This window comes from Clostridium acetobutylicum ATCC 824 (assembly GCF_000008765.1).
GTDB classification, from domain to species: domain Bacteria; phylum Bacillota; class Clostridia; order Clostridiales; family Clostridiaceae; genus Clostridium_S; species Clostridium_S acetobutylicum.
In genome coordinates, this window is sequence record NC_003030.1 from 2,947,541 (window position 1) to 2,974,214 (window position 26,674).

23 protein-coding genes, 1 pseudogene and 1 riboswitch are annotated in these 26,674 nt (G+C 30.9%); of the genes and pseudogenes, 8 read left to right on the plus strand and 16 right to left on the minus strand.

Annotated features, from left to right (window positions below; translation table 11 throughout):
- The first annotated feature begins 84 nt into the window (after nucleotides 1–84).
- Both CA_RS14505 and CA_RS14510 read left to right on the plus strand, forming a co-directional pair.
- A complete protein-coding gene (locus tag CA_RS14505; RefSeq protein ID WP_010966104.1) occupies nucleotides 85–1,536 on the plus strand; it encodes a UDP-N-acetylmuramoyl-L-alanyl-D-glutamate--2,6-diaminopimelate ligase in 1,452 nt (483 codons plus the stop codon).
- A gap of 364 nt (nucleotides 1,537–1,900) precedes the next feature.
- Nucleotides 1,901–3,190, plus strand: a complete 1,290-nt coding sequence (locus CA_RS14510) for an NCS2 family permease (protein ID WP_010966105.1) — start codon at nucleotides 1,901–1,903, stop codon at nucleotides 3,188–3,190.
- A gap of 47 nt (nucleotides 3,191–3,237) precedes the next feature.
- Here CA_RS14510 and CA_RS14515 read toward each other — a convergent pair whose 3' ends face one another.
- Together CA_RS14515 and CA_RS14520 are read right to left on the minus strand one after the other, a co-directional pair.
- Nucleotides 3,238–5,274, minus strand: a complete 2,037-nt coding sequence (locus CA_RS14515; RefSeq protein ID WP_010966106.1) for a methyl-accepting chemotaxis protein — start codon at nucleotides 5,272–5,274, stop codon at nucleotides 3,238–3,240.
- A gap of 213 nt (nucleotides 5,275–5,487) precedes the next feature.
- A complete protein-coding gene (locus tag CA_RS14520) occupies nucleotides 5,488–6,486 on the minus strand; it encodes a tetratricopeptide repeat protein (protein ID WP_010966107.1) in 999 nt (332 codons plus the stop codon).
- A gap of 241 nt (nucleotides 6,487–6,727) precedes the next feature.
- Between CA_RS14520 and CA_RS14525 the strand changes: the two genes are divergently transcribed.
- Nucleotides 6,728–7,039, plus strand: coding sequence for a nucleoside triphosphate pyrophosphohydrolase (locus CA_RS14525; protein WP_010966108.1), 312 nt, complete (start codon nucleotides 6,728–6,730; stop codon nucleotides 7,037–7,039).
- A 24-nt stretch (nucleotides 7,040–7,063) separates the two neighbouring features.
- On the opposite strand, the gene CA_RS14530 is transcribed toward CA_RS14525, so the two are convergent.
- The 7 genes from CA_RS14530 to CA_RS14560 form a co-directional block, all read right to left on the minus strand.
- Nucleotides 7,064–9,544 carry a DEAD/DEAH box helicase family protein gene (locus CA_RS14530; protein WP_010966109.1) on the minus strand — a complete coding sequence of 827 codons (2,481 nt, stop codon included), beginning with the start codon at nucleotides 9,542–9,544 and terminating at the stop codon, nucleotides 7,064–7,066.
- Between the two features lie 14 nt (nucleotides 9,545–9,558).
- A complete protein-coding gene (locus tag CA_RS14535) occupies nucleotides 9,559–10,005 on the minus strand; it encodes a YaiI/YqxD family protein (RefSeq protein ID WP_010966110.1) in 447 nt (148 codons plus the stop codon).
- 295 nt (nucleotides 10,006–10,300) lie between these two features.
- Nucleotides 10,301–10,906: a DJ-1/PfpI family protein gene (locus tag CA_RS14540; RefSeq protein WP_010966111.1), complete on the minus strand. Its 606-nt coding sequence runs from the start codon at nucleotides 10,904–10,906 to the stop codon at nucleotides 10,301–10,303.
- A 292-nt stretch (nucleotides 10,907–11,198) separates the two neighbouring features.
- The gene (locus CA_RS14545) at nucleotides 11,199–11,807 is read right to left on the minus strand and encodes a class I SAM-dependent DNA methyltransferase (RefSeq protein WP_010966112.1); all 609 of its coding nucleotides are present in this window, start codon (nucleotides 11,805–11,807) and stop codon (nucleotides 11,199–11,201) included.
- 15 nt (nucleotides 11,808–11,822) lie between these two features.
- Nucleotides 11,823–12,209, minus strand: coding sequence for a (deoxy)nucleoside triphosphate pyrophosphohydrolase (locus tag CA_RS14550; protein ID WP_010966113.1), 387 nt, complete (start codon nucleotides 12,207–12,209; stop codon nucleotides 11,823–11,825).
- Between the two features lie 227 nt (nucleotides 12,210–12,436).
- A complete protein-coding gene (locus tag CA_RS14555) occupies nucleotides 12,437–12,976 on the minus strand; it encodes a membrane protein (RefSeq protein WP_010966114.1) in 540 nt (179 codons plus the stop codon).
- 65 nt (nucleotides 12,977–13,041) lie between these two features.
- Entirely contained in the window at nucleotides 13,042–13,317 is a 276-nt protein-coding gene (locus CA_RS14560) for an acylphosphatase (RefSeq protein ID WP_010966115.1), read from the minus strand.
- A gap of 255 nt (nucleotides 13,318–13,572) precedes the next feature.
- Between CA_RS14560 and CA_RS14565 the strand changes: the two genes are divergently transcribed.
- Nucleotides 13,573–14,268 carry a Bax inhibitor-1/YccA family protein gene (locus CA_RS14565; protein ID WP_010966116.1) on the plus strand — a complete coding sequence of 232 codons (696 nt, stop codon included), beginning with the start codon at nucleotides 13,573–13,575 and terminating at the stop codon, nucleotides 14,266–14,268.
- Between the two features lie 46 nt (nucleotides 14,269–14,314).
- Here CA_RS14565 and CA_RS14570 read toward each other — a convergent pair whose 3' ends face one another.
- The 5 genes and pseudogenes from CA_RS14570 to CA_RS14590 form a co-directional block, all read right to left on the minus strand.
- Nucleotides 14,315–15,496 (minus strand): pyridoxal phosphate-dependent aminotransferase, encoded by a 1,182-nt coding sequence (locus CA_RS14570; RefSeq protein ID WP_010966117.1) that lies wholly within the window; start codon nucleotides 15,494–15,496, stop codon nucleotides 14,315–14,317.
- A gap of 104 nt (nucleotides 15,497–15,600) precedes the next feature.
- Complete coding sequence (locus CA_RS14575) at nucleotides 15,601–16,635, minus strand: CdaR family transcriptional regulator (protein WP_010966118.1); 1,035 nt, start codon at nucleotides 16,633–16,635, stop codon at nucleotides 15,601–15,603.
- A gap of 146 nt (nucleotides 16,636–16,781) precedes the next feature.
- On the minus strand, nucleotides 16,782–17,924 hold the full coding sequence (locus CA_RS14580) for a glycerate kinase family protein (protein WP_010966119.1): 1,143 nt from the start codon (nucleotides 17,922–17,924) through the stop codon (nucleotides 16,782–16,784).
- A gap of 25 nt (nucleotides 17,925–17,949) precedes the next feature.
- Nucleotides 17,950–19,231, minus strand: a pseudogene (locus CA_RS14585) (GntP family permease).
- A 164-nt stretch (nucleotides 19,232–19,395) separates the two neighbouring features.
- Nucleotides 19,396–20,316 (minus strand): metal ABC transporter substrate-binding protein, encoded by a 921-nt coding sequence (locus tag CA_RS14590; protein WP_010966121.1) that lies wholly within the window; start codon nucleotides 20,314–20,316, stop codon nucleotides 19,396–19,398.
- 276 nt (nucleotides 20,317–20,592) lie between these two features.
- On the opposite strand from CA_RS14590, the gene CA_RS14595 reads away from it, so the two are divergent.
- The 4 genes from CA_RS14595 (at nucleotide 20,593) to rimI (ending at nucleotide 23,536) form a co-directional block, all read left to right on the plus strand.
- On the plus strand, nucleotides 20,593–21,846 hold the full coding sequence (locus CA_RS14595) for an HDIG domain-containing protein (protein WP_010966122.1): 1,254 nt from the start codon (nucleotides 20,593–20,595) through the stop codon (nucleotides 21,844–21,846).
- An 88-nt stretch (nucleotides 21,847–21,934) separates the two neighbouring features.
- The gene (gene tsaE, locus CA_RS14600; RefSeq protein ID WP_010966123.1) at nucleotides 21,935–22,393 is read left to right on the plus strand and encodes a tRNA (adenosine(37)-N6)-threonylcarbamoyltransferase complex ATPase subunit type 1 TsaE; all 459 of its coding nucleotides are present in this window, start codon (nucleotides 21,935–21,937) and stop codon (nucleotides 22,391–22,393) included.
- Entirely contained in the window at nucleotides 22,390–23,103 is a 714-nt protein-coding gene (gene tsaB, locus CA_RS14605; RefSeq protein ID WP_010966124.1) for a tRNA (adenosine(37)-N6)-threonylcarbamoyltransferase complex dimerization subunit type 1 TsaB, read from the plus strand. Before tsaE ends, tsaB begins: the two co-directional genes overlap by 4 nt.
- Nucleotides 23,096–23,536, plus strand: coding sequence for a ribosomal protein S18-alanine N-acetyltransferase (rimI, locus tag CA_RS14610; RefSeq protein ID WP_010966125.1), 441 nt, complete (start codon nucleotides 23,096–23,098; stop codon nucleotides 23,534–23,536). Before tsaB ends, rimI begins: the two co-directional genes overlap by 8 nt.
- A gap of 19 nt (nucleotides 23,537–23,555) precedes the next feature.
- On the opposite strand, the gene CA_RS14615 is transcribed toward rimI, so the two are convergent.
- Together CA_RS14615 and CA_RS14620 are read right to left on the minus strand one after the other, a co-directional pair.
- The gene (locus CA_RS14615; protein ID WP_010966126.1) at nucleotides 23,556–24,185 is read right to left on the minus strand and encodes an ECF transporter S component; all 630 of its coding nucleotides are present in this window, start codon (nucleotides 24,183–24,185) and stop codon (nucleotides 23,556–23,558) included.
- Nucleotides 24,186–24,265: 80 nt separating this feature from the next.
- Nucleotides 24,266–24,382, minus strand: a riboswitch (FMN riboswitch).
- Nucleotides 24,383–24,435: 53 nt separating this feature from the next.
- The gene (locus CA_RS14620; RefSeq protein ID WP_010966127.1) at nucleotides 24,436–26,592 is read right to left on the minus strand and encodes a Tex family protein; all 2,157 of its coding nucleotides are present in this window, start codon (nucleotides 26,590–26,592) and stop codon (nucleotides 24,436–24,438) included.
- Nucleotides 26,593–26,674 lie beyond the last annotated feature (82 nt).

Sequence of the window (26,674 nt, forward strand, 5' to 3'; positions counted from 1 at the left end):
AAAATTTCGTATATAATAAATATAGGTTTTCTAGTTAAGTTTAAATAAAAAAACAATATAGCACTTTAATATGGAGGGTTACAAATGAAATTAAAACAACTTTTACAAAACATAGATTACGATTTAATAAAAGGGGACATTAATATAAATATAGAAGGAATAAGCTATAATTCTAAAAAGGTTAAACAAAATTACGTTTTTGTTTCCATTAAAGGAGCAAGATTTGACGGTCATGATTTCATAAAAGAAGCTGCACAAAATGGGGCTGCGGCAGTTATTATAGATGAAGATTTTCATGATTCAATAGAGAATACAACCTTAGTAAAAGTTAAAAATTCAAAAGTGGCTTTAGCTTGCCTATGCAATTTATTTTATGAGGAGCCCTCTAGAGAACTTAACTTGGTTGGTGTAACTGGCACCAATGGAAAAACCACAGTTATACATTACATAAGAGATATGCTTGAAGCCTTTGGCAATAGCACTGGTACTATAGGAACTCTTGGTTATGAGTTAAAGGATAAAGAAATAAATGTAGAAAAAATTAATCCTACTACGCCAGAGGCTTTAGAGCTTAACCAAATTTTAAGGGACTTTATAGACAAGGGTGCAAAAAACGCTGTAATGGAGGTAACCTCTTCTGCTTTAATGAAGCATAGAGTTGATTATTGCAGTTTTAAAGTAGGCGTATTTACAAATCTTTCTCAAGATCATCTTGATGAACATGGCACTATAGAAAATTATAAAAATGAGAAAATTAAATTATTCAAAATGTGTCCTGTAGGTGTAATAAATCTAGATGACAATATTGCAGGTGAAATTATTGAAAAAGGAACTTGTGAATTTTTCACCTACGGAGTTTTAACTAATGCAGATCTTACAGCTAGCGATATGGTTTATAAGCCTAATTCCGTAAGCTTTAATGTTCATTACAAAGGTATATCCTCTAAAGTCAAGGTAAATGTACCTGGTGAATTTACTGTGTACAATGTTTTAGCTGCAATAGGAAGCCTACTTTGCCTCGGCATTGATTTTGAAAGTATTTTAAAGCTTGTTTCAAGCATAAAACCTGTTTTAGGAAGATTAGAAACAATAAATAATCCATTAAATAAAAATATAATAATAGATTATGCTCATACTCCCGATTCTCTTGAAAAGCTTCTTATAATGGCTCGTGAAATGACAAATGGCAGAATAATAACAGTATTTGGCTGTGGTGGTGATAGAGATAAAAGTAAAAGAGGTCTTATGGGCATGGCAGTTGGAATACTTTCTGATTACTGCATAATAACCTCTGATAACCCTAGACATGAAAAGCCAGAGGATATAATTAGAGATATAGAACGCGGCATGCAAACTATAAATTCATCTTATGAAAAAATTACGGATAGACGCTGTGCAATTAAACGTGGGATTGAAATCCTAAAAGAAGAGGATATACTAATAATAGCTGGAAAAGGACATGAAGACTATCAAATTATTGGAGATAACAAAGTACACTTTGATGATAGAGAAGTTGTTAATGAATTACTAGGATAATTTTAAGGCATACCTTTTATAAATGGTGTGCCTTTTTTTACTTATTCAATATAAAAATACGAACTATTCTATAAATCGTGTCAAATATTTTATACATAATAAAATCCATTCACACGCCTGTATAATAGCACTTCTGTAGTTTTTTCCTCAAATTTCCATACTAACATTAATATTATTTTTTATAAAAATGTTGATTATTCCATAAAAAACGAGTACAATAATTAACGCTGATTAAAATTGTTACATTCGGTTTTAATTTGTCAAAAAATAATATATTCACTGATATCTTTGTTGTGCTGGATAGCTGTAAATAGCTATTTATTGCTATGTCTAAAATCAACATAATAAACTCAGGAGGATTAAAATGCTAGAAAGAATATTCAAATTAAAAGATAGAAACACAAATGTTAAAACAGAGATAATAGCTGGCTTAACAACATTTATGACAATGTCCTACATATTAATGGTTCAACCTTCCTTGATGAAATCAGCAGGTATGAACGCCGGTGCCGTTGTAGTTGTAACCGCTTTATTATCTGCTGTATGTACCTTACTTATGTCCTTTTATACTAATCTACCTTTTGCCCTTGCACCAGCTATGGGAAGTAATGCTTTCTTTGCTATAACTTTAGTAAAAGGTGGTGTTGTAACTTGGCAGGAAGGCCTTGGAATGATATTTCTCTCAGGAGTTATATTCCTTCTATTAACAGTACTTGGTCTTCGTGAAGTCATAGTCAAGATAATACCTAAGAATATCAAATTATCTATAGGCGTTGCTATAGGTTTTTATATTGTGCTAATTGGTTTTGGAGACGGAAACATAATGAGCATTGTGGATGGCTCAATTAAAATGGGAAGCCTTAAAAGCCCTGCAACACTGTTATCTCTAATAGGACTAGCTATTACCATTGCTTTTATGGCAAATAAAATTAAGGGAGCTGCACTTTGGTCTATTTTAATAACAACTTTAATTGGTATACCTATGGGAATAACTAAAGTTCCAGCTTCTCTTATATCTATGCCACCATCTATTGCACCAATCGCTTTTAAACTTAATATTTTGTCAGTTTTAAAACTAAGCTTTTTCCCTATTATATTTACATTTTTTATAGGTGACTTCTTCTCAGCTCTTGGAACTATACTTGGAGTTTCCTCTAAAGCAGGACTATTAGATAAGGATGGTAATTTAGAAAACATACAGAGACCTTTTCTTGTAGATTCAATTTCTGCAATATTAGCTTCTTTATTTGGTTCAACCTTAATTACAGCTTACATAGAATCAGCTGCTGGAGTAGAAGAAGGTGGTCGTACTGGATTAACTGGAGTAATTACTGCTTTATGTTTTCTTCTTACTTTGTTCCTTACACCTATTGCAACTATGATTCCATCCTCTGCAACTGCACCTGTACTTATAGCCATAGGTTTAAGCATGATATCCGGAATCAAAGATATTGATTTTTCAGACTTTACAGAGGCTTTTCCTGCTTTTGCAACAATAGTATTTACTGCCTTCACTTCAAGTATATCAAATGGTATAAGTATTGGAATAATTGCCTATGCTTTTGGAAAACTTGTTTGTGGAAAGGTTAAAGAATTACATTGGGGAATTTATGTGCTTTGTATCCCATTGGTTTTATACTTTGTATTTATGTAATAATATATAAAAGACATATTTCCTAGCTTGGAAATATGTCTTCTTCTTTATATCTTGTATTTATTTATTTCACCTTGAACATTAATTACTATTTGAGTTAAAGCCTCTGATGCCTCAACAATTTGTTTCATTAAAGCTGATTGTTCTTCTGAAGCTGCTGCAACACTCTGTATATTGTCTGAAGTTGCATCTGATGAACTCGCAATACTTGAAACATTATCCGTCATGTTATTTGAATTTATATAAATTCCATCTACCTCACTAACAACTTTATTTATATTATCTGAAACGTTCCTTACAGAACTTACAATTTCATCAAAGGAGTTTCCTGCATTCTTTATAAGCTCACTTCCCTTTTCAACTGCAAAAGCTCCATTTTTCATAGATTCTATAGTGCTATTTATCTCACGCTGTATATCTTGAATCAAAATTCCTATTTCATCTGCTGCTTTACTAGATTCACCTGCAAGCTTCCTAACCTCTTCTGCAACAACCGCAAACCCCTTTCCTGCATCTCCTGCTCTAGCAGCTTCAATTGCAGCATTTAATGCCAACAAATTTGTCTGAGAAGATATATCATTTATAATTGAAGTTATGTTGTCAATTTTCTTTGATTTATCTCCTAAAATACCTACCATGATCGAAGTTTCATTAACATTAGATGACATTTTATTTATCTCTTCAATAGCCTCTCCAATTATTTTATCTCCATTTTCCGCTGCTTTTGATGCAGAATCCGAAAGAGAAAAAGTTTCCGAAATGCTATCCTTTATTTTTTTAATAGCTGCATTTATTTTTTCTACTTCACCTGATATTTCCCTTGTACTATTTGCCTCTAATTCTACTTGTCCTGAAATATCCTGCATTGTTACCGCAACTTGCTCTGAAGCTGATTCCGTTTCTTCCGCACTGGCTGTCAATTCCTGCGAAGTTCCAACAATACTATCAAGATTCATTCCAAAGGTTCTAAATACTTCTTTTAGGTTTTCTGCCATTGTGTTTAAATTTCGAGTCATACTTCCTAATTCATCTTCAGAGGTTACTTCTATAGTGCTTGTAAGGTCACCTTCAGAAATTTTCTTTGAAAGCTCATTTACCTTTACTATACTTTTAGTTATGTAATTACTGTATATCACTATAGTAATTGATACCAAAGCAATCATTACAACACTTAATATAATTAAAATGTTTAATAAATTGCTAAGTGGTTTATATATTTCTGCTTCTGATATAGTTATTGCTAAAACCCAGTTAGTTTGTCCAAGAGAAGTATAATATATAAGCCTCTTATCACTTCCATCTCTGTACTTACTGCTTCCACTTTTACCACTTAGTATTTCCTCTGATATATTTGAGAATTTACTATCATTCTTTATGGTTTCTTTCATAACTTTATTACTACTTACTCCCGCAATATATTTTCCATCTTTAGTTACTAAAAAGGCCCTGCCTGTATTCCCTACTTTTAGATTATTTATCATAGCTTGAAGCTTATTTAAATTTATATCAGCAGTGGTTTCTCCTAAAAAATTATTATTTTTATCATAAAAGGAAACCGCTGTTGTAGACATGGTTACCTTTGTTGTAGGATCATAATAAGGTGCTGTCCAGTTTACCTTGCTATTTTTACTGTCTTTATACCAATCTTGATTAGGATAATCATAGTCAGATGTCATATAACTGTCTGTATACACTGCTTTACTCCCATCATTGTACACATATGGTCCAAAGTATTTTAAATCACTTCTAAATTTCCAAGGTTCATACCAGATTCCCGCCCCTAAGGTATCTTCATTTATCATTGCATATTTAGAAAGTAACCCTGAATAGTCATTATTAGCTATAGTAAAGTTATCAGCCTCTATAGTTCTTGCAAGTGTTTCAGCCACTCTTTGATGAGCCTGAAGCTTACCTGAAATAGTTTCTTTTAATTGATTTATATTATTTGTTATTTTAGAATCAATCTCTTTAGTTAACATATTTCTAGAAAAATAATAACTAATAGACACCAACACCATTAATATAACTATTATAACAGGCAATACTGATACCAAAGTTCTTGTTCTGATACTTCTTACTTTCATTAAGCGCCCCCACTTTCATTGAATATTTTAATCACACTATATTACCGTTTAGAATTGCATGTAAAATATATACTATTATATCTTATATTATCGAAATTTGTATTTACGTTTTTATAATTATAATATACTTTTTTTATTACATTCAATGGTAATTTATGCTTTTTAGTATTTAGGCTACACATAATAAAAAATACTCAATTCAAAACGCCTAAGCTATTTTGAATTGAGTATTTCTTTAAATTTATCATAATCCTTAAGTGCATCAAAGGCTGGTTCTTCCTCAATGTCACTAACATATTCACTGTCATAACTTAAAGTCAATTTTAAGTTTTCACAAGCACCATCTTTATCTCCGCTTTTCACAAGACATATTGCCTTTTGAAAGTATATTTCAGGATCTTCAGGATCAATTTCAGATAAAGTGTCATAACAACTTAATGCACTAGAATAATCAGTCTTTTTTCTATACATATCTCCTAAAGCAAAGTAATTCCCTTTATTTTTAGGATCTGCTATTATATCACTTTTAAATTCCTTTATAGCACCATCTACATCATTGAGAGCTATATAACATTTTTCCATATAATAGCTTGCCTGTATATCACTCGAATCAACTATTACATATTTTTTAAAATAAGTTAAGCTCTTGCTGTAACTCTTTTCTTTATATAAGCTCAAAGCTTTTCCCCATATGGCAACTTTATCAGTTGATTTTTTTTCAAGTGCTTTATCATAGTATTTCTCAGCTGCTTTGTAATTTTTTAATCCAAACAAAGCAGTTCCCTTATTGCTAAGCTCCTCTGAAGAATTAGGTGTTTGTTTTAAAGCTAAATCTGCATATTTGTTTGCAAGTTTATACATCTTAAGATTGTTATATGCCCAACTTATATTATTTAAGGTAACATCGTAATTAGGATACTTATCATTAACCTTTAATAATACTAGTAATCCATCCTCATTTTTATCTTGAGATACAAGCACATATCCTTTTTCTGAAAGGGCAACCTTATCATCTGGATGCTTCTTCAAATAATCATCAATTTGTTTCATTGCTTCAGAATATTTCTTGTGCTCACATAATATTTTGATTCCCACTGTGTCAAAACTAGATTTTGATTTTAAATGTTGTAAGTCTTTCAAATCATAACTACATCCGCTTAAACAGGTAGCTAAAAGCATTAATGCTGCAATTTTTTTCTTATAATTAATCATATTTCTTCCTTTGCATGTGGTAAAACCAAATAATTTAATTGGCCCTACTATAATATATTTATAGTTAATTTTACCAGAATATTATATTATATTTACATAATTATATCAAGTATTTTTTAATTTAATTAAATTTATTTTAGAAATACGCATTACAGTTACATAATTTATTTTACAATGCTATGACTTTCTATTATAATATTTTAGAAGGAATTTATATATTTATAAACTTATGGAGGTTACTATGAAAATTTATAATAAACTTGTAAGAGATAAAATACCTGAAATAATAGAAAACTCAGGAAAAACTTTCGATATACATTATGCTAAAAAAGAAGATTTAACAGCTTTACTTGAAGCAAAGTTATTAGAAGAAGCAAAAGAATTTTCAGAGGATAAAAACCTTGAGGAACTAGCTGATTTAATGGAGGTTGTTCTTGGTTTAGCTTCTGCACTTGGATTTTCTGAAGAAGAGCTTATGAAAAAAAGAAATGAAAAAAAAGCTGAAAGAGGCGGTTTTCAAAAAGGTATTGTGTTAGAAAAAGTTTATGAGTAAAGAAAAAGCTTAGATTTTTTATGTCTAAGCTTTTTTAACTCCATATACTTCCTCATGTTTTTTTTCTAGTCTTTCCTTGTAAAATTTTATAGTTCGGTAATCTATAACATCCTTGAAATGCCTTATAAAGGCTTTATTATGTTGAAATTCTTTAAGTATACTTTTTATATTATAAACCTCACCTTTATCTTCAAAAAACTCTGAGGCTGAATTTACAAAAGCAGCTCTTGGATTTTTAGCAATTTTCAAATATGCTTTCTTATCCCAATTCAAGTAGCTTTTTGTAGATTTATCTCTTAACAAATCCACAGCATTCGATGATTTACTATAAAATTTCTTAAAACTTAAATATATCTCATCTTCATTTATAGATAACTTAATTTGTCCATTATTATAAAAAGCAAGCAAAAGTGGCATCTTATAAGTCTTCGACATAGATGTAGTTTCTAGCTTTTTAATAAAATCGTGAGCACTAGTCTTAATAAGCTTCTCTTCTTCCTGATCAACCTCATCTATAGCTTTTAAGAAACCAATATAATCATTAAAAATATTTACTTTAGCATTAGTCCTAATATTATTATAAATATCGTCATCCATATATTTATACATTTCATACCTACTTGGAACTCTTTCTAGTTGTTGTTTTATCCTATAAAACTCTTCCTTTACAATCTCTGTTATTTTCTTCTGAGCTTGATATATTCTCTTAAACAAATCAATAAGTTTAAAATCAAAATCCACAATGCAACCTTCTGGATACTCTTCTTCCTTTGGAACTGATTTTCTTATATTACCCATACTTTTCACATCGCCGCTTAAAAGATATGGAACTAAGTTTGCCTTTTTATAGTTTCCTATGAAATCTAGTACATTTAAATATTTCTTATCACAAGATTTTCTAAGTCCACGTCCTAACTGCTGCAAAAATATAGCTGCTGATTCAGTTGGTCGTAAAAACATAACCATATCTATATTAGGTACATCTAACCCCTCATTAAACATATCTACTGAAAATATTACTTTAATTTTTCCCTGCCTTAATTTCTCTAAAGCCTCTTTTCTACCCATAGAATAACTCATCGAATCTCCACTTAAAACAGCGCAAGCTTCTATTCCATTATTGCAGAAATATTCTGCCATGTAATTTGCATGCTTTCTGCTAGAGCAAAACCCCAATGCTTTTTCGCTGTTATATTTTCTGTAATGACTTAAAATTAAATCAGCACGTTTTTCTATCATAAATGCCTTCTCTAACTCTTCTTCGTTGTATTTTCCATTTTTAAAGGTTATCTTACTATAATCAGTTTCATCAAATATCCCATAATATCTAAAAGGTACTAACCATCCTTTATTTATAGCTTCTTTAAGCCTTACCTCATAAACAACATTGTAATAACATATTTCAAATACATCTTTATTATCCATTCTTTCAGGTGTTGCAGTAATTCCAAGTAAAAACTTTGGAGTGAAATAATTTATTATATTTTGATAATTTTTAGCAGCAGCATGATGAAACTTATCTATTACAATATAATCGAAATAATTTTTTTCAAAATACTCTTCAGCTAAATATCTAGCTTGTCCTAATGTTTGAACTGTTGCAAACACAATATCACAATCTGTAGCCTTATCACAACCACTAAAAAATCCTGTAGCGCTGTCTTCCCTTACACTTTTAAATGCATTCTCTGCTTGTTCTAAAATCTCCTGCCTATGTGCTACAAATAATACTTTTTTAAAGCTTCTTGAGTCAAATGCTGCTAAATATGTTTTTCCAATACCTGTTGCTGCAACCACAATACCTCTATCAAAGCCCTCTTCCCTTGATTTTTTAAGTTCATACAATGCTTCTATTTGAGCTGCCTTGGGCGTTGGAAATTGAATTACATTTTCTTTTTCCTTATCCTCTAATTTTTCTATATCTGAAAAAACTCTTGGTCTTCTCCAAGTTTTTGAATATCTTTGAAGTTCGTTATCATCCACTATGATTGTATGGTTTAAAAACAAATCTTCAAAGGTTCTTTTATATTCTTTAAAATCATCACTATGTGCATCTTTTGAAATTCTATAATTCCACTCAATACCAGTTGTTAAAGCTGATCTTGATATATTTGAAGAGCCTATAAATATATCTCCACCAGTTTCATATTCAAATATATATGCTTTAGGGTGAAAAGATTTATTAGGTATGTTGTAAAATCTAAGGTCAACTTCACCTTTAAGTTCATCCTTTAAAAGATATAATGCCTGAGGCTGAGTTATATTAAGATAATTTCCTGTTAAAATCCTTATAGGAACACCTTTATTTACAGCCTCTTTTAAATTCTTAACAATAAGTTTAACTCCAGATTCCATTAAAAAAGCTATTATTATATCTATAGACTTAGCTTTTGTAATAGAAGCTTTTAATTGTGGAAGAAGATGATTAGTATCTCCCGTTATACAGTTTAATGGCTCTATATCCTTGTAAGTTAAATTATGTTTTATTGTTGATTCTTTGTTCATAGCATCTTCCCTCTCTATACCTTCCCCCTCATAATTAACCTTCTAAAAGCAGCTTCAAACCTTTCATCATCCTCTGAAGTTCTCTTTCTTGGACCCTTCATGTGGTTCTTTGAAGAAGCTCTTCTTGCCTTTTTAGCTATATGCCTTTCCATAAGCATTCTATCTATATTATCATTTTCATACAACTTTCCCGATTGATGAATAGCATAGGCGCCTTTTCCAAGTGCCATAGCTGCCACACCATAATCCTGCGTAACAACAACATCTCCTCTATGGCAAAGATTAATAAGTGCAAAATCCACAGCATCTGCACCTGCTCCTATTATCTTAATATCGCTGTAAGTAGAATTTAATATATGGTTTGTATCACATAATAATGTAACCGGTATTTTCATTTCTTGAGCCACCCTCTCCACAATAGAAACTACGGGACAGGCATCAGCATCAACGTAAATTTTCATTCATATCACATCCATTTAAAATTTAAATATATACTTTACTATATCATATAAGACTGATAAATTTTATTTTTTATATGGAATCACTGTATTTTAGCCTATATATATTTATATGTACAATCATCAGTATCATAATTTCGCCATGTATTTATTATATATATTCATATATTCTGTAATCATCGTATTATTTATTTTTAAGTTTTATTTCATAAGTATATTTATTACTTCAATTCTGTGTTCAAGATATTGACACAATACCACTTTGGGCAAGGTCAATATTCTAAACACAATAAATTAATCATCCATATATTTTTGAAAACGGATCATAGTTGCTATCTTCATTCCAAAAATATTCAATACTTCGGCTAATTTCTAATGCCTTTTCTTTTCCAATTAAATCTTCTATAAAACCCAATGTCATATCAATTCCCGCTGATACACCAGAAGATGTGTATATATTACCATCCTTTACCCATCGTGCTTCTTTTACCCATAGCACATCTTCATTTTGTTCTGTAACCCATTTAAATGATCTTTTATTAGTTGTTGCCCTTTTTCCATTTAAAATTCCTGCTTTAGAAAGTAAAGCTGAACCTGTACATACACTAATTATGTATTTTGATTCTTTAACCATATTTCCAATGAAATTGATAAAATTATCGTCATTAACCTTTTCTCTTGTACCGCTACCGCCTGGCACAAATAAAATCTTCTCAATATTTTCATCTCTTGTATATAAACTTGTCTCTACCCTTACCTTTTGAGAACTTTCAACAAGCCCACCATCAGACGATATAAAATTTAATTCAAAATCATCTTGTAAATTTCCGAATATCTCAACTGGTCCAAATACATCTAATGTCTCAAATTTATTGAATAAAAGTACATCAATCCTATAACTCATGTTATCAACTCCTAATTTTAAAAATCAAATCACATTATTAATTCTATGTTCACTCATAAAAAATCTCCACACCTTACCCAATAGGTTGTTACCAATTCTTATACTACTATTTTACTAGATTTCTTTTTTACATTAAATCAATAATTAAAAACTGTATAGTCCTTTGGGTTTTTAGAATATTTTCTAACTATTTTGAACTTATATTGATGAATCATTTTTTTACAAATTGTATTATCAATTTTTCTATAAAAAATGCTAGCACTCCAAAGACTACTAGCATTCTTGAATAATATTATTTTTTAGCACTAACTATGAATAATGAATAATCAATGTCCTTACCCCATATGTTCTTTGTATCCTTAAAAAATGTTTCTGAATAAACATCTTTAAATTTAGAAGCTATTAGAAGCTCTTTTAGATTTTTCTGGTCAAAGCCATTGTGTCCATTGAAATTCTCTTCTCTTTTATGAAAGCTTCCATCCTCCTTGTCTAAATCAACTATACATAAGTATCCATTGTCATTCAAAAGCTTATAAAAAATCTCAACTATACCTTTAGTGTCCTTAACATGATGAAGCGCCATAGAACTATAAATAACATCAAACTTTTCTTCAATTGGTTCATTAAATATATCAATTTTTTTTGCAGTCATGTTATTTACCTTATATTTATCCATCTTTGAATTAAGTACTTCTATCATACCTTCTGATGAATCTACCAATGTAATTTTTCCAAACTTATCCTGAAGATTAAAACTTATAAGCCCAGTACCACAACCAAATTCCATTACAGAATAATCTTTATTCATAGGAATAGTTTTCTCTATTTTTTCCGATATTATCTTGGCTCTATTAATTCTTTCCTCATCGTCCCACTCTTTAGCATACTTATCAAAATTCATCCCAAAACCGCCTTTCTACTGTTCCTCCATTAGTTCATTAACTAACTTTTCATCAGCTGGTGAAAACTTAAATTCTTTAAGCTCCTCTTTCCTAACCCATTTGTACTCATCATGAACAGAAAGCTTTATATCTCCACTAATTATTTTTCCTTTAAATGCATTTAGCTTAACACCAAGTCCATCATTATCGTAAGTACTCTCTCCAAAATATTCGCCAACTGCGATATCGACATCAAGCTCTTCTTTTACTTCACGTGCAAGGGCTTCCCTTCTAGTTTCTCCATTTTCAATTCTACCACCTGGAAATTCAAAATATCCAGCATTATTTTTTCCTTCCGCTCTTCTTGTTATCAATATCTCGTTATTTTCATTTGTGAGAATAGCTGCAACTACGTCTAACATTTAAATACACCTCTTCTCTTAATATTATTATAAGATAATTTAACAAAAAAATACATATAATCGTTTTCTTTATTTAATTTGAAAATTTTAATATAGAAATATAACCCAAAAGTAATTTACCTTCGGGCTTATTCCATCTAGCTAACTTATACCACTATATACTCTGTAGGAATACTTCTTCATTAGATATATATATTTATATTAATAAAAATATTACTTTAGTTACACTATTTATTCACATTTGTATACTTTCTAAGTACTGCTTCTTCGTCAGTTTCCTCAACTTTTTTATTTATTCCACTTATCTTGAGTTTATTTCCTTTAAACGTAATAGCTAGAAACATAACTATACTAGGTATGAAGGAAATCAAAAGAACTATACGTGCAGAAAATAACATGGTCTCCTCAATAAGCGTTTCAGCATATGAATAATAAAAACTCAAGTAGTTATTTCCTCCAATTAATAATCTCCAAGATAACTTCCAAGCGAATACTCCAACAATACCTACTAGAATAACAGATACAATATTTTCACTAATCTTCTCTCTTCTTTTAAGAAACTTTTTTCCCAAAATATAATATAAAATCACTGCAACTATTAAAACAAATGTTCCAAAAATATAATCTGCCCTTCTATAGTCACTTAATCCCATGTACCGTGTGTTTATGAACTTTACCATAATCGGAACCTTAAAATGAATAATTTCATAGCAAACAAGAGCAACAAAAATATGAATCAAAAAAGCTTTAATATTGTTTTTTACCATTAACTTCCTCCATATATTTTCCTTTCATAACTTTAAATGAAAGACTTATCTTAAGTAAACCACCTTTAATACACTATCTTAAAGGATTTTTCATTATCAGCAGTTGGTATTTTTTTAGCAACTATATCCTCTACCTTTACAAACCTATTGCCTTTTCTTATTTCAGCTAAAAACTTGTTAAGATTTTTTTCTTCTCCCTGTGCCTCTATTCTAACTGTAGCATCTTCACAATTTTTAACTGTACCTGTTATGCTGTAAGTACCTGCCAAAGACTGTGCAAAGTACCTAAATCCTACACCCTGAACTCTTCCTAAAACTTTTATTAAGTATCTTTCCATCAATCTCACCTCAATGTATAGATTTATAAGTGCATACTGTAAGAATTATGTATCCGCCTCTAACATGTGTATTATATCATTTTTACACATTATAAGGAAATCGCCACACCTATATTTAGCATTGTTTCCCTTTATTATAGTACATTTATGAATATATTTTAAATAATTTTAATAAAGCACAAAAAAATATTAAATTTCAGCATCATATGTGATAGAATGTAGACTGATAAAATAAATATAATTTACATGGAGGTTCCTATGGAAAACTTAAGATTAAATCATGAAAATCAAGAAGCTCGCAGTTTCATTCAACAGGTTTATATGTGGATGACATTAGCCCTTTTAACCACTGCTGGAGTTGCTCTTGCCGTATCAACTTCACCAAGCTTAATTGAAACTCTTTTTATAAACAGATCACTTTTCTTTGTTTTAATTTTAGCTGAAGTTCTTATTGTTGCTTTTTTATCAAGAAGAATAAATAAAATGTCTTCACAAGTTGCAACAGCAATATTCTTTGTATATTCAGTTGTTAATGGCTTTACACTTTCATGGATATTTCTTGTTTATGATTTAGGCTCAATTTCAAGTGTATTTTTTATAACTGCTGGAACCTTTGGTGCTATGTGTGCATATGGCTACTTTACCAAAAAGGATCTCACAAGCATAGGTAATATTTGTCTTATGGGTCTAGTAGGACTAATACTTGCATCAATAGTTAATATCTTTATAATGAACGATATGTTTTCATTTATTATATCCTTTATAGGAGTTATTCTCTTTGTAGCAATCACTGCATATGATACTCAAAGAATTAAGGCAATGGCTTTATCTTCAAGCTATTCTGGTGATGTAGAAGCTTCTGCGAAAGGAAGTATACTTGGAGCTCTTACATTGTATCTTGATTTTATAAATCTTTTTATCTATATCTTAAGATTATTTGGACGAAAAAGATAATTTTCAAAAAAAATGTTAGCAGAGGATTCTCTGCTAACATTTTTTATTATTTATACTCTTTTGCTAACTTCTCAAAGGCAGGAAGCGCTCTTAAAATCTGATCAGTTGTAACACAATAAGAAATACGCACATGACCAGGACAGCCAAAGTCATCTCCTGGAACTATTAGTAAATCATACTTTTTTGCTTTTTCCGTAAAAGCATAGGCATCTTTTTCTAAAGCCTGTGGAAATAGATAAAAGGCTCCCTCTGGCTTAACACACTTGTAACCTAATTTTATTAGACCCTCATATAGTAAATCTCTATTCTTCTTATAAATAGAAATATCCGCTGTAATACCTGCACATTTAGCTACAACCTTTTGAAAAAGACTTGGAGCACATACGTATCCAAGGGCTCTACCAGCTCCACATATCGCTGCATATACCTTATTAAACTCTTCCATTTCACTTGGTACAACAATATAACCTATTCTTTCTCCAGGAAGTGATAGAGACTTACTGTAGGAATAACACACAAAGGTATTATCATAGTACTTTGTTAAATATGGCACCTCAACATCGTATGCAATTTCTCGATAAGGCTCGTCTGATATAAGATAAATAGCATGACCATATTCTTTAGCTTTATTTTCAAGTACTTTAGCAAGTTTTGTTATTGTTTCTTCTGTATAAACCACTCCTGATGGGTTATTTGGAGTATTTACAATAACAGCCTTTGTTTTTTCATTTATCCTCTTTTCAAATTCCTCAAAGTCTATCTGAAAATCCTCAATCTTTGCAGGAACCACTACAAGCTTTCCACCGGCAGCTTCCACAAAGCACCTATACTCAGGAAAATATGGTGCAAAGGTTATGAATTCATCTCCGGGATTTGCTAGAGCTGAAAAACATATATGTATAGAAGCAGCTGCTCCTACTGTCATATATAGATTATTTCCACTAAATGATGTAGAGAATCTTTTATTTATTGATTCAGCTAAAGTATCTCTTACCTTTAAGTCTCCTTGAGCGCTTGTATAGCTGTGAATATCAACTGGATTTTCTTCTTCTAAAATTTCGAGGATTGCCTTTTTTACAGCTTCTGGTGCTGGAACATTTGGATTTCCAATGCTAAAATCATATACATTTTCTACCCCTACTTCTTCTGCTCTCTTTTTTCCGAATTCAAAGATTTCTCTTATAACTGAGCGTTTACTTCCTAGTTCATACATTTTTTCTGATACCATGTGAAATTCCTCCTACCTTAAGTAAATTATTTACAACCACTATATTTTAAATGATACTTATATTATAACATCAATTTCCATATTAAAAAAAGGAACAAAATATATTATTCCCTCCAAATAAGCCCACAGAAAAGTTCAAAAAGCTGAAAAAAATTCTTAGGATCTTTTCCTGTAATCTTTTTAATTCTTTCAAGTCTATAATTTAAAGTATTTCTATGAATATTAAGCCTTAATGCTGCATCATTTATTTGCCCATTTTCCTCCACATAAATTTGTATTGTTTGAATTAGTTCAAGCTTATATTCTGATTTATCTATACTTGAAATCAAATTTACAATTTCTTCTTTATTCTTATGGTGCAAATGTATAAAAAATTTTAATTCTTCATATTCATATATCTTTGAATTAGGTTTTATTTTCTTTCCAAGCTCTACACCCTTTTTAGAATTTTCAAGTGATATTGCTGCAATATCCTCTTTTTCACCTATTCCTATTTTCTCTATGTCCTTATAGTGCTTTAATTCATCAATTAGAAGCTTATATTTGTAATCATCAGAGATAAAAAATGCAGTTTTATTAATATCTAAATCATAATTAAAAATATATTTCTTTTTAAGGTCATAAAATTTCTTTGAAGTATTATTACCATACACTAAAATTGCTCTATGTTTTTTTGAAATGTCGAAGCCAAAGTCCTGTGCTATTTTAGAGAATTTTTCATCATAAGGTGTTTTTCTATTTATAAGATCATAATAGAACCTCTCACGTTTAAGATTTCTATTTTGACTTTCTTCATTTGCCTCTGCTTGTTCTATTAACAGCACTGCCGTTACTCTGACAAGCTTTATAAATTTTTTCACTTCATCAGAATAGCCAGTTATACCTATCACCCCAATAACCTTCCCATCAATTATTATAGGTTCGTTTACTCCAGGCTTAACACTATTTTTTTCACTATATATTACATTTAAAGACTTCTCTTTAATTGCTTCTAATGCCCCTTCATGTAAATTTCCTATACGACTTAAATCTCCACTTCCTATTATTATCCCTTCTTCATTCATTACATTTATATTGTAGGGAATTAAATTCATCATTTCTTCTACTATACTTTGAGCTATAGTTTTTGATAACCTCATTTTATGACTCCTCTCCACCTAGACATATATTAAACAAATTTTCACGCTGTGTAAACCTTTAATTCTTTATGCAGCACTTAAAAAGTTGAAGAGACCATCGCCCTTCAACTTTTTAATCATTTTAATAAAGTTATTTTAAAAAATATTTATATATTTAAATTTATTAATCTCATTATATTTTCTGATGTCTTTTCAATATTTTCTTTTCCGTCTTTAAGAACTTCTTCAAGAGTCTTTACACCTCTTATTATTCCAAATATCGAGTCTATGCCTTCTTCGTACAAATCCTCTATGTTGTCCCCAACTCTTCCTGCAAGTGCAATAACTGGTTTGTCATACTTTTTAGCAAGCTTAGCTACTCCAATTGGTGTTTTTCCAAACTTAGTTTGATAGTCTATACTTCCTTCCCCTGTAAAAACAATATCACAGTCTTTTACTTTTTCTTCTAGTCCAGAATACTTTATAACCAATCCAATCCCACGCTCAAGTTTACCGTCTAAAAATGCTACAAGACCAGCTCCAAGGCCCCCTGCTGCTCCTGCTCCTGGCATGTCAATAACATCCTTTTTACACTGTTCTTTTATTATTTTAGCATAATGCTTTAGATTTTCATCTAATGTTTCAACCATTTCTTTTGTAGCACCTTTTTGAGGTCCAAAGATATTAGAAGCTCCATTTTTACCGCAAAGTGGATTATTAACATCACATGCAACTTCAATTTCCACTTTACTTAATCTTTCATCAAGCTCAGACAAATCTATTTTTCTTAGCTTAGATAAGCTTCCTCCCCCAAAACCTATATCTTTTCCTTCTTCATCTAAAAATTTAGCTCCAAGTGCTTTAATAGCACCTACTCCTCCATCATTAGTTGAACTTCCACCTATACCTATAAGTATTTTTTTCACGCCTCTATCAAGACAAGCTTTAACAAGTTCTCCTGTACCATATGTAGTTGTAATTAAAGGGTTTCTCTTCTCCTTTGGAACCAAATGAATTCCGCTGGCACTTGCCATTTCAATTACTCCAATTTCTCCATTACCCAAAATCCCGTATTGTGCCTCAACCTTATCTAAAAGAGGTCCCATTACATTTAGTGAATATACTTTTCCATTTGTAGCATCCACGAGAGACTGCATTGTACCTTCTCCGCCATCTGCCATTGGAACATGTATGCAATTAATTCTATCATTAACCTTCTTTATTCCCTTTTCCATTGCCAAACAGACTTCTTTTGCAGTCATGCTTTCTTTAAAAGAATCCGGCGCTAATACAATAGTAAAACTTTTCATAAGACATTCTCCTAACCTACATAAATTATAGTAATCCATATATAATAACTGCTGTCAGTGCTATTGAACCTCCAACTATAGATTCATATGGTATTAACTTCATACGTTCTTTAATATTCATCTTTACTGCATCCGCAGACGCATGAAAGAAGTTACCATGAGGAAGATGATCTATAACAACAGCTTGTGTTAATCATAACTGCTGCACTTAAAGGTGCTACTCCCATAGAAAGTATAGCTTTACTAAAGGTTCCCGTTGCAACAATAGATCCTGTTGATGTGGAAGCTGTAGCTGCTGCCATAAGTATACCAGATATTGGTGCTAAGAATACTCCCGATATTCCAAAAGAATGTATTGTACTAACAACTACACTGCTTAAATTAGATTTTGAAATAACACCAGCAATTGCTCCTGCTCCAATTAGTATCATTACTGTTCCCGTCATTCTATTTAAACCTGATGTAGTATATTCGATAGTTTTATTAATTTTTCCCATTGCTATTAGTCCAACTAAACCTGCAATTGGAAGTATAAACATAGCATCTATCTTAAGTTCTGTTAAAATCTTTATATGAAGTATACTTCCAATAGGGTTTAATGCTAAAAGTATTATAGCTACTATTGGTGCAACCATTGCTTTTCCAAAGCTTATATTTCCTTTGTTTGAAACAACTTCATTAATTTCAGCTGCTTTAATAGCTTCTCCCTTTTTACTAATTAATGTTGCAACTATGTAAGTAATTATAAGTCCTATTATAGCAGGAATAAAAGCTCCAATCATAACTCTAGCCAATTCAACATTGAAACCCTTTGCAACTGCAATAGTATTAGGATTAGGGGAAATAACATTACCAGCCTTTCCTCCTCCTATCATAGCTAAAAGTATAGAAGACTTTGTTATTCCAACTTTTTTTGCTACTGGAAGTGCTATTGGTGCAACTATAATAACTGTAACTGGTATAAACACTCCTACTGCTGTAATTATCATACTAGCTAGTGCAATTGCCAAAAGAACCTTTTTCTCACCTAACTTATCTACTATAGTTTCAGCAATTTTTTCTGCCGCTCCTGATTCAATTAAAACACCAGCTAAAACTCCAGCTGCTATTACACGGACAACTGCTCCCATTACACTATTTGTACCAGAAATTATAACGTCAACTGTTTGTGGTAAGCTTGCTCCTCCAACAAGTGCTCCTAAAATTGCTCCTGTGAAAAGTGAGTATACAGGATTGATTTTCCTAAGTATAAGCACTATCGCAATTACTAAACCAACCACTGCTCCTCCCCAATGAATAATATACATATAACTTCCTCCCTTTACGGTAACGTTTTCTTTTGTTGTATAACAGTATTAATAATAATATATTTACTATACTCTTACTATTGTTTATTTAATGATTTTTTTTGTTCAATTGCACAAAAAATGTTAGTGCAATTGATTCTATACACTAACATTAATAAGCTTTTCTACTTTATAAGCTCTTTCATAGACTTTATATTATCTTTAATTATGCATATGTAATCTGAATTTTCATCATATGTAACAAATTTAAGTGTCTTCATCTTATACTTTTGTATTACCGCATTGTTACTTTGTACACTTCCATCATCACTATATATGTAACATATCTTTTCTTTATCCTTTAATTTATCATTAAGCTCTTTTGAAGTATCCGGTTTACTAAGCTCATCTTCTGATACTTTAACGCTGTCTAAACCTGCATAATTAAAGAAATAATCAAAATTAGAACTATTTGTTACAAAGGTATATCCCTTTAACTTATCGTTTATTCCTTTAAATTCCTTCTCGCAGTCATTTACTTTTTTTATGTATGCAGCAAAATTCTTTTCATAAAGATCTCTGCTCTTAGGATCTTTTTCTTCTAGGGAATTCTTTATATTTACTAACATAGTCTTATAGTTATTTAAATCCGTCCAATAATATGAATTCTTTTCTACAGTTATATTTCCATATTGAACTTTATCATCTAAATTTAAAATTTTAGTTCCTCTAGACATGTCAACCGTTGCTATACTGTTTTTATCAAGTTTACCAATAAAATCTGATGCCCACGGTTCAAAATCAGCACCTAGATACATAAAAATATTGTACTTAGAAACATTATTTATACTGTCAGATGTATAATCAAATTGTTTTACATCTATATCATTTTTAAACATAAATTGAACATTATGTCTATTACCTGAAATATCTTTAATAACATTATAAAGAAACTTATTTGTTGCCATTATATCAAGGCTAATACTGGAATCTTTTCCATCTATACTTTTAGCAGGAACCTTTATGTTGGTTTTTCCGGATTTCCCACATCCTACAAGTGAAAGTATTAAACCAACACTCATAATAAAACAAAGAAACTTTTTCATATTTCCACCTCTATTGCAAATTAGAAAACATAATTTATAAGACCTCTAAAATAATAAAAAATCATTCATAATACATTATACCTGTATAGCTTAGTCAGTTCAACTATTAAGTTGCTTATGATACATTTACCCTTTTTAGTAAAATTATTTAGATATAATAAATTATTTTTTTATATTAAGTATTATTAATATTTACTTAAATATAATTTTATATGAAGTTAACACTGTTTTTATACGATAATTATTAGTATACATTTTAATTGTTGGAGGATAACTATGGACATAAGCTTTGAAAAAATAATACGCTCTGTATCTTTAGCACTAGATTTAGCAGAAATTAGCTCTTCCGAAAATCCTAATTGTGAAAAAAATATATCAAATGTAAACTTTTCAAGTCACAAATTTTATAACCATTCAAAGCGTACTACTTATATTGCTTTAAAACTAGCAAAAGTACTTAATTTAAGCAATAATTCTATGAAAAATTTATACATAGCGTCGCTTCTTCATGATATTGGTGCTGTTAATTCACTTAATGCAAGTCATACTTCTAGTGAATTTATCAAACAACATTGTATTCAAGGAGCTGCAATAACTGAAAATCTCCCCATATTTAACAGTGTATCTCCCATAATACACTATCATCATGAAAATTATAATGGTACTGGACCTTTTAAATTAAAATATGATCAAATACCTATTGAAAGTAGAATCATTCATTTAGCTGACATGGTTGAAACACTTTATGAAGAAAATATCAATGCCTTCAAACAGCATAAGGATATAATTAATTTAGTTTGTGAAAACCCTTTATTCGATAAAGAGGTTTTAAAAGCTTTTTTGTCTATCGCTAGTAAGGAAATGTTTTGGTTTGATATGGAGAATATATCCTTCTTAGATTTTATATTGGATAATATATCTCCTGATATAGATGACAAATTAGATTTAAAGCAATTTGAAAGCTTTGCATTTATGATATCAGATGTAATAGATAGTAAAAGTAGTTTTACAGCTAAGCATTCAAGAAGTATATCTAATCTTGCTTTTCAAGTTTCAAAGTATGTTGGATACTCCGAAGAAAAATGCCTTAAAATGAAAATTGCTGGCCTTCTTCATGATATTGGAAAGCTTGCTATACCTACATCTATACTTGATAAGAACGGTTCTCTTACAGATGATGAGTTTTCAATTATAAAATCTCATGTATACTATACAAAAATAATTCTAGATAGTATTGAAGATATACATGATATAAGTTATTGGGCCTCCTCTCATCACGAAAAACTAAACGGAACAGGATATCCAAGACATCTGACCGCAAGTGAGTTATCAGAAGAATGCAGAATAATGGGAGTCTGTGACATATATCAAGCTTTAACAGAGGATAGACCCTACAGAAAAGGTCTAAGTCATGAAGAAGCTTTTAAAATACTTAACCATATGACATCTGATGGTTATATATGTGAAAAAGCTGTATTTCAATTAAATGGTGCTTTAAAAAAGATCAATATGAAACAATCTATAAAATAGGGCTTTAATTTTAAGCCCTATCTCTTTTATTTTTTGCACATTTGATATAAACTTAATAGGGATAAAATTCACAAAAAGAGGTGATCTTATGGAATTTATTGTGGATAGTGTTGATAAAACCTTTAGTATTGGAGAACAATTAGGTGCTTTAGCTATGCCCGGAGATATTGTTTGTATTAATGGAGATTTAGGTGCAGGTAAAACACATTTTACAAAAGGAATTGCAAAAGGACTTAATATTGAAGACTACATAACGAGTCCAACTTTTAACATAGTAAATGAATATACAGGAAGACTTAAATTACATCATTTTGATGTATACAGAGTAAATGATCCAGATGAAATTTACGCCATAGGCTTTGATGAATATATCTTCAGCGATGCTGTAAGTGTTATAGAGTGGTCCCATTATATTAGCAGCATAATACCAGATGAGCATATTGAAGTTAATATAAAAAAACTCCTAGATATGGGTCCGGATTATAGAAAAATCACTATAACTCATACTGGTAAAAGATATGATTATGTAAAGGAGATTAAGATATGAAACTTTTAGCAATTGATTCAGCTACACAAGCCGCCACTTGTGCGGTAATGGATGATGATAAACTTTTAGGGGAAATTACATTTAACTATAAAAAACAACATTCAGTAATACTTATGAGCATGATTGACGATATGTTAAATACAGTTAATTTAAAAGTGGAAGACCTAGACGGTTTTGTTGTGTCAAAGGGACCTGGTTCTTTTACAGGTCTTAGAATAGGAATGTCAATTGTTAAAGGCTTAAGTGAAGGTTCCAAAAAACCATTTGTAAGTGTATCCTCTCTTGATGCCTTAGCTTATAATATGGCATATACTCCTGGAATAATATGTCCGGTACTAGATGCTCTTAGAGACAATGTTTATACAGCCCTGTACACCTTTGAAGGAAATTCATTAAAAAGACTTACCGAATATGATGCTATTCACATTACGGAGCTTATTGAACTACTGAAAGGCTATGATTCACAAGTAACCTTTATAGGTGATGCTGTATACAAATTCAGAAACTTTTTTGATGAAAATGTTGAAAATGTGCAATTTGCTCCTGCACATCTTAATTTAGTGCGATCCTCAAGCTTATGTGAGCTTGGCATGGAACTATTAAAGTCAGGCGTTAAAGATGATTTAATAACCTCAGCTCCTATATACATAAGAAAATCTCAAGCAGAGAGAGAATATGAAAAAAGGACAGGAATGAGTATAGATGACTAACCTAACAGTGCATACCCTAGAAAAGGACGATATAGATTCAATCATTGAAATTGAAAACTTATGTTTTCCTACTCCTTGGACTAAAGAATCTATGGAAGGTGAATTAAGAAACAAGTTTGCAAAATATGTAGTAATAAAAAATAATAACCTTGTAGTTGGTTATGGTGGCTTATGGCTTATAATTGATGAGGGGCATATAACAAACATAGCTGTTCATCCTGAGTTTAGAGGAATGGGAATTGGAAACAAAATTCTTGAAGAACTTATAAAACTATGTGAAAAAAGAAATATACCTTCTATGACCTTAGAAGTTAGAATTTCAAATACAATAGCACAAAATCTGTATAAGAAATTTGGCTTTAAAGAAGCAGGAGTAAGAAAAAAATACTACGGTGACAATGATGAGGATGCACTTATAATGTGGAGAAATTAAAATAGCAGGCTTTTGCCTGCTATTTTAGCATACTCTCTACCTTATTATTGGAAGATAGTTCAGTTTCTCTATGAAGCATTGGAGAAACCCTTTTATACATAACCATAGTTAAGGCTGATATCATAACACCTTTAATTAGGTTAAAAGGCAAAATTGAATACACTACAAAACTATTTAAATCATTTATAGCTGGGTTTATTGCATGACCCATTTTTACAATCTCTTTTATTGGGAAATGAAGCAATGTTTCGTAAAGTGGTAAGAATATAAAATAATTCAACAAACTTGCAACCACTGACATTGCAACAACACCTGCACTAAGAGACATTACAGCATTGATTCTTGTCTTTTTATACTTGTACATTGTTCCAGAAACTAATACTAGTACACCTCCAACTATAAAGTTAGCTAATTCTCCTGTACCTGCAGTTTGTGTTCTTAAAAGATGTAAAGCATTTTTCACAAATTCTATTATAATTCCTGCTACAGGTCCCATAGCAAAGGCTCCTAAAAGTGCTGGAAGATCACTTATATCGATTTTTAAGAAACCTGGAAAAATCGGAAGTGGAACCTCGATAAACATAAGTATAAATCCTATTACTGATAAAAGTGAAATTTTGATTAAAGTACTGAGTTTTGAATTCTTCAACTTAAACCCTCCTAAAATCTTCAGAAGCATTAAAAAAGCCCCAACGAAAAACGTCAGGGCATACATATCAAAATAATGCTATATATCTTCTTTCATCCAGACTTTACTGTCGGCTCCGGAATCAAACCGGATCATACCTAAAAAGGCTCGCGGGCTATACCGCCGGTAGGGAATTTCACCCTGCCCTGAAGATCATTCTTTATTTTTTTATATTATATATCATAATTATAACAAGTTCAAGTCCTTTAGGCTATTTTTTCATTGTCAGAGATATCCTATTTCTTTTCTCATCGACTTCTAAAATTCTAACTTCCACTATATCTCCTACTTTTACAACATCTAGAGGATGCTTTACAAAGCTATCTGAGAGCTGACTTATATGAACAAGTCCATCTTGATGCACTCCAATATCTACAAAAGCTCCAAAATCAGCTACATTCCTTACTGTTCCCATAAGTGTCATACCTGACTTAAGCTGTTTTATATCCATAATACCTGTCTTTAATATTGGCTTTGGCATTTCTTCTCTAGGATCTCTTCCTGGTTTTTTTATAGAACTTATTATGTCTGTAAGTGTTGGAATTCCGATATCGAGACTTTCAGCTAAGCTTTCTATTCCAAGTAAACTTACCTTGCTGTCAATATCTTTAAGTTTGTTATTTGCTATATCTTCTTCCTCATACCCCAACTTCTTTAAAAGTTCCTTTGCTTTCTTATATGATTCAGGGTGAACTGAAGTGTTATCCAAAACTTCATCTCCATCCATTATTCTCAAAAATCCTGCACACTGCTCAAAAGCTTTTGGTCCTAATCTTTTTACCTTTAAAAGCTCTTTTCTGTTTTTAAACGCTCCGTTTTCTTCCCTGTAATCAACTATATTCTTTGCAATATTTGCATTTATACCTGATACATATGAAAGTAAAGACGGTGTTGCTATATTAAGATCTACTCCTACATTGTTAACGCAGTCTTCAACTACTCCTTTAAGTGATTCGTCCATCTTCTTAGGAGCCACATCATGCTGATATTGTCCAACACCTATAGATTTAGGATCAATCTTTACAAGTTCACTTAAAGGATCTTGGAGTCTTCTACCTATAGAAATTGCTCCTCTTAAGGAAACATTTATATCTGGGTACTCTTTAGCTGCAAGCTCTGAGGCTGAATAAACTGATGCTCCTGCTTCTGAAACTATTACATAATAAACGTCTATTCCTTTTTCCTCTTTTATTTCCTTTAAAAGTCTAGCAATAACTTCCTCTGATTCTCTACTTGCAGTTCCATTACCAAGAGATACAACTCCAACATTGTGTTTATAAATAAGTTCTTTTAAAGTCTTTATTGACCCTTCTACATCGTTTTGAGGTGCTGTTGCATAAACTGTAGCCGTATCTAAAAGTTTTCCTGTATCATCTAAAACAGCAATTTTACATCCTGTTCTAAACCCTGGATCATATCCAAGTACCGCTTTTCCTTTTATAGGTGGCTGCATTAAAAGAGCTTTTAAATTAGCCTTAAATATTTCAATAGCTGAATTTTCGCCTTTTTCAGTAAGCTCTGCTCTTATTTCCCTCTCTATAGAAGGATATATAAGTCTCTTTAAAGAATCCTTAACACTTTCTTCTATGTACTTATCAGTTATCTCATTTCCAGTAAGGCAGTTTAAAACAAGATAATTTATTATTTTTTCATCATCTGTAGCTATCTTTACGGATAAAATCTTTTCCTTTTCTCCTCTATTTATGGCAAGAACTCTATGTGGAGGTATTTTACTTACTGCTTCTTTAAAATCATAATACATTTCATATGGAGTTGGCTCCTCGCTGCTTCCCTGAGTTTCCAAAACACCATTTTTATAAGTATATTTTCTTATCCACTTTCTAAATTCAGCATTATCAGATATAACTTCACTTATTATATCTTCTGCACCTTTAAGTGCTTCTTCTATTGTATTAACACCTTTCTCTTCATTTATAAAAGAAGATGCAAATTCATTTATATCACCTTTAAATTTGCCTCCTAAAATTTCATCTGCAAGAGATTTTAATCCCTTCTCAAGTGCTATAGTCGCTCTTGTTCTCTTTTTAGGCTTATAAGGTCTATATAAATCCTCTACCTCTGTCATTGTTTCTGCTTTTAATACTTTTTCTTTTAGTTCATCTGTAAGCTTTCCCTGCTCTTCTATTGACTTTATTACTGTTTCTTTTCTATCATCAAGGTTTCTAAGATATATAAGGCTTTCATTTAATTCCCTTAGTGTAACATCACTTAATCCACCTGTTCTTTCCTTTCTATATCTTGCTATGAAAGGCACTGTTGCTCCTTCATCCAACATTTCTATTACATTCTTAACTTGATTTACATTTATTTTTAGCTTTTCGGCTAATCTAGTACTTATATCTTTCATAAATAATTTTACCTCCAAAAATGTTAACCCTTTAACGATTTTAATACCTTAATATTATAAAACAAAAACTTTTAGTATTTCA